General features: G+C 40.1%; 5 protein-coding genes. All 5 read right to left on the bottom strand.

What is annotated here, in order from left to right; genetic code table 11:
* Positions 1-223: 223 nt before the first annotated feature.
* The 5 genes from ACQEXU_RS21730 to ACQEXU_RS21710 all read right to left on the bottom strand — a co-directional run bounded on the left by ACQEXU_RS21730 (position 224) and on the right by ACQEXU_RS21710 (position 3,879).
* The gene (locus ACQEXU_RS21730) at positions 224-544 is read right to left on the bottom strand and encodes a hypothetical protein (RefSeq protein ID WP_427012276.1); all 321 of its coding nucleotides are present in this window, start codon (positions 542-544) and stop codon (positions 224-226) included.
* A 1,386-nt stretch (positions 545-1,930) separates the two neighbouring features.
* Complete coding sequence (locus ACQEXU_RS21725; protein ID WP_427012275.1) at positions 1,931-2,164, bottom strand: hypothetical protein; 234 nt, start codon at positions 2,162-2,164, stop codon at positions 1,931-1,933.
* Between the two features lie 149 nt (positions 2,165-2,313).
* Positions 2,314-2,946, bottom strand: a complete 633-nt coding sequence (locus tag ACQEXU_RS21720) for an FMN-binding negative transcriptional regulator (protein ID WP_427012274.1) — start codon at positions 2,944-2,946, stop codon at positions 2,314-2,316.
* A 137-nt stretch (positions 2,947-3,083) separates the two neighbouring features.
* On the bottom strand, positions 3,084-3,431 hold the full coding sequence (locus ACQEXU_RS21715) for a hypothetical protein (RefSeq protein ID WP_427012273.1): 348 nt from the start codon (positions 3,429-3,431) through the stop codon (positions 3,084-3,086).
* A gap of 154 nt (positions 3,432-3,585) precedes the next feature.
* The gene (locus ACQEXU_RS21710; RefSeq protein ID WP_057619449.1) at positions 3,586-3,879 is read right to left on the bottom strand and encodes a hypothetical protein; all 294 of its coding nucleotides are present in this window, start codon (positions 3,877-3,879) and stop codon (positions 3,586-3,588) included.
* Positions 3,880-4,085 lie beyond the last annotated feature (206 nt).

The raw sequence follows: 4,085 nt of genomic DNA, 5'->3' as shown, positions 1-4,085 counted from the left end.
ATACTAAAGTGATACTATTCTATCACTTTGAGTATAGCAAGCTCCATGACGGCTAACGCCGCATTAAGGTGCGAACAGCGCTAAACACTTAACCTAAACCACTGCGCCTTAAACACTAAAACCGAGTTTAAACTGAAATCGCCAAGCGTTGTGAGTCACTCTTAAATGCTTTGTTATATTTATAAGCCTACACAACTTAATGACAAACAAAGCCAATAGTCACCTATTTATATAGCCATATACCGATCCAATCATCATGATGCATTTTACATGCTACGTTATCAGCTTTATACCTGACCTTAACCGTTTTATTGGCTGCGATACTTCTAATAACTGTTGAAAGCATACCGTCAAATGCTGCACTTTTAGAACTTACACCAGCAGAGCCACCACTCTCAAAATAAACCCAAAGGTGTGCATCCGATTGGTTAACCTCAGACGTACCAACAAAATAGTTTACAATGTTTTCAGTGCACTCAGTTACAGCATAGGTGTTAAACGAAGTGAGCAATATCACCACTACTGAAATCAATTTAAATTTCATTACTTCTCCTAACTTAATTAAAAATATAACGCCCTGCTAAGGGGTGAGCAACGCAATACAAAAGCAGCCGCAAACCACCTTAATCACTAAATTAAACGCATAGTGAAAATGCCACGCGTTGCGAATCCCTCTTGAGCAGTTTGTTAGTTTGCAAACCCAAAGCGTTGATTTTACGTTATTTTAAACTTTGTAAACAATAAACCCTATATGTTTTGATGCACTTAAGTCAGGCGTAGTCTCAAAGCGGCTACTCAATGAAACCACGTGAAACAAACAACGCCGCAGAAAACGAACTCACAACACCAAAAAGCGCTTTTGGAAAACCAATCTCACAATGCGGACTTTCAACAAAGCCACTGAAACCACATGAACTTACCACACCAGAGAAAACGCCATTTCAGCGAGTAAATCGGCTTTTGTACGAACAAACTCAACGAGCAGAGTTTCAGCAAAAAAGTTCGACTCAGGCACCCCAAAAGTCGCCGTACCAAAAAAACAAATCAACCGTTGAAACGATGCCAATTTTGAATTTTCGCCACGCTAGTTAACACTGAAATTGAATGCCAATACGACAATTTCAACTTTGAGCTTTTAACACTAGATCTTGCGATATAGCTGCGTTTTTCCTCTTGCAAACTAACGCCCAATTAACGTGTGAGCAGCGCATACACTGAACTTAAACACTGCGCCGTAAACACTAAACTCAACTCGAAGTGAGAACGCCAAGCGTTGCGAATCACTGTTGAATTGTTTGTTATGTTTTACCACAAACAACTGATTTACTTGAGAAAGAACTACTATTTCTGACTAGTTTTCTGAACCAAGCCACAAGGTAAGAATTGACTTGACCACCAAAGGCGACCAACCTAAAACGAGTAGTTCCACTTCCCTGCCCAATGAGGCAACCCGAGCAACTAACAACAAGCGCCCTTTCTTTCCAACCAAAGCGCAAAACAATGCTGAATTGCCGAGGCAACTGCCAAACCGAAATGCTACTTGGCAAAGAACCTAAAAGCGACTTTAAGCCAGTTAAACAAAAAACCGACCGCCACGACCTGACAATGAAGCAACCCACGAACATTGGCATGTTTTACGGGCTGATTGGTTCAAGAACTTAGACCGACAATACTGATTTGCTGAGTCTACTAGGGACGAATTGCCAGAGGGACAAAGAACTAGAGCCTAAGACATTTAAGCCTTTGAAATACAAGTAAACATAACGCCCTGTTAAGGGGTGAGCAACGCAATACCAAAGCCGCTGCATACCACCTTAAACACTTAAACCAACGCATAGTAAAAATGCCACTCGTTGCGAATCCCTCTTGAACAGTTTGTTAGTATTCAGACCCAACCTGTTACACCGAACTTAAAAAGAAGTCTTATTTGTCAGTTCTCTATCGTCTTGGTACCACAGTTTTCACAGATCGTATGTCGAGAAAACTCATCCATAGAAGCTAAAAATGGACCAACTGCCCAGCCTTTGATTAACCCAGCAATAAACTCTTTACGCTTTTGATGTTTTACACCAGCAAAAGGACTTGGGTTCCTAATCAATACGGTAATATGTTTGGATTTAATGTTGCAAGCAGAACACTGATATTTGTCTATCTGATGAAGCACTAATTTTCCTCCTGAATACTAACGCCGCATTAAGGTGCAAACAACGCAAAAACACCCAACCTAAACCATGGCACCTTAAACACTAAAACCGAGTTTAAACTGAGATCACCAAGCGTTGTGAGTCACTCTTAAATGCTTTGTTAGCATACTTACTCAACTTGTGCTCGGACCATCGATGCCACTGCTTGAGAAGCTGGTTCATTTAATGATGATAAACCATTTATAACACCTTGCTGATTTAGCTCTGATTGATTTTGGCTAAGCTTCCATTGCCCTTCAAGGGAATTAACTTTTATTTCAACTCCAACGATAGCTGGAAGCATTTTCTGAATGTACTCCTTAGGAGCATCAGATATAGACCAAGAATTAGATGTACCAGCTTCGTGTTTAGTTGTTAGCTCATCAATTACGCTATATACCCAATCGGGATCCGTTACAAATGAAATGGATCCTTTCACATGCACTACGACATAATTCCATGTTGGAACTGCCTTACCATGTTCCGCTTTCGTTGGATAATGGTTTGGCGAAATATAGCAATTAGGTCCATTAAAAATAACAAGTACATCCGAACCATTTTGTACTTTTTTCCACAGCGGATTTGCTTTAGCTATATGTGCCTTCAAAATAAGCGTCTCGCCTACCGACTCTAACAGTACTGGAAGATGAGTAGCTTCCATACCGTTATCTGAATAAGAGACAAGTGTGGCAAATGAGTACTTCTGTATGACGGCAAGTAACTCCTCTATTTTTTCTTGCCTAAATTTCCTTGGAATAAACATATTTCATCCTTGTATGCTAACGCCGCATTAAGGTGTGAACAACGCTAAACACTTAACCTAAACCATTACGCCTTAAACACTAAAACCAGGTTTAAACTGAGATCGCCAAGCGTTGTGAGTCACTCTTAAATGCTTTGTTATGTGCAATCACCTGCTTTTTGAAATATAAATTCAGGCTCCCCAATAAATAAACGCTTCAACCGTTTTAAACAAACCATATCGCCCTTTTCAAGATAAATATGTGAAGGTTCACCAATACGAATTAATTGTTCAGAATGGGAGTTAACAAGACTCACTCGAACATAACCAACATTTCCAGTCTGTGTCGATACATATCCTCTACCTGAAATCAAGCCTGTCACAAGTTCACCTCGATCTGTTAACTTTGAAAGCGGAAAATACAGTAAGCCGATTACTAGAAAAACCGCAAATATAGTTATAGCTTTTTGGTTCAGATGAAACCAAGTAGCAACCATTTTAATCACGCTACCTCCTGCACATAACGCCGCATTAAGGTGTGAGCAACGCTACCACGAAACCCCACCATACCACCGTAAACACAAAACCCAACGATGGAATGAAAAATGCCAAGCGTTGGGAATCACTCTTAAATGCTTTGTTATGTTTATGCCCTGACCATTAGAAATAGTCAGAAAAATCGTCAGAACCAATAAAATAATGAGGAGTTTCATCGTCAGACTCTACATCTGAAGCGAAACGAACTGCCATATCCTGAAAATCACCGATGTTTTCTTGATAGTTATCGAAAGCATCTTCTTTTGAGTCATCCGTGCCAAAGTGATCGTTTATGACACCAACTGGAATAGCGAAAACATATCTGTCACCATCATATTTTGCATCAAACATGAGGGCATCAAGGTTTTGCTTGTACCAGAACTCACTTTCAGAAAAGTCCCATGTATCTACTTCCATTTCCGTACTCCTTGATCGTGAAAAGGAACACCTTTTTAGCATAGAAAACACAGCCTGTTAGGACCTATTTTCAGGAAAATGCCATTCCATTAACCACATCACAAAAGTGGATATTTCACTGTGTAAACATAACGCCGCATTAAGGTGCGAACAGCGCTAAACACCCAGCCTAAACCATTGCACCTTAAACACTAAACTGACTTGAA

It is taken from the genome of Vibrio sp. TRT 21S02 (genome assembly GCF_050113675.1).
Taxonomy (GTDB): domain Bacteria; phylum Pseudomonadota; class Gammaproteobacteria; order Enterobacterales; family Vibrionaceae; genus Vibrio.
The sequence above is the reverse complement of the archived record's forward strand: the minus strand, read 5'-3'. Positions and strand labels throughout refer to the sequence as shown.

Excerpts from the sequence above, each read along its gene's own strand:
- ACQEXU_RS21720 (WP_427012274.1), bottom strand. The coding sequence starts at position 2,946 with ATGTTTATTCCAAGGAAATTTAGGCAAGAAAAAATAGAGGAGTTACTT.
- ACQEXU_RS21710 (WP_057619449.1), bottom strand. The coding sequence starts at position 3,879 with ATGGAAGTAGATACATGGGACTTTTCTGAAAGTGAGTTCTGGTACAAG.
- ACQEXU_RS21730 (WP_427012276.1), bottom strand. The coding sequence starts at position 544 with ATGAAATTTAAATTGATTTCAGTAGTGGTGATATTGCTCACTTCGTTT.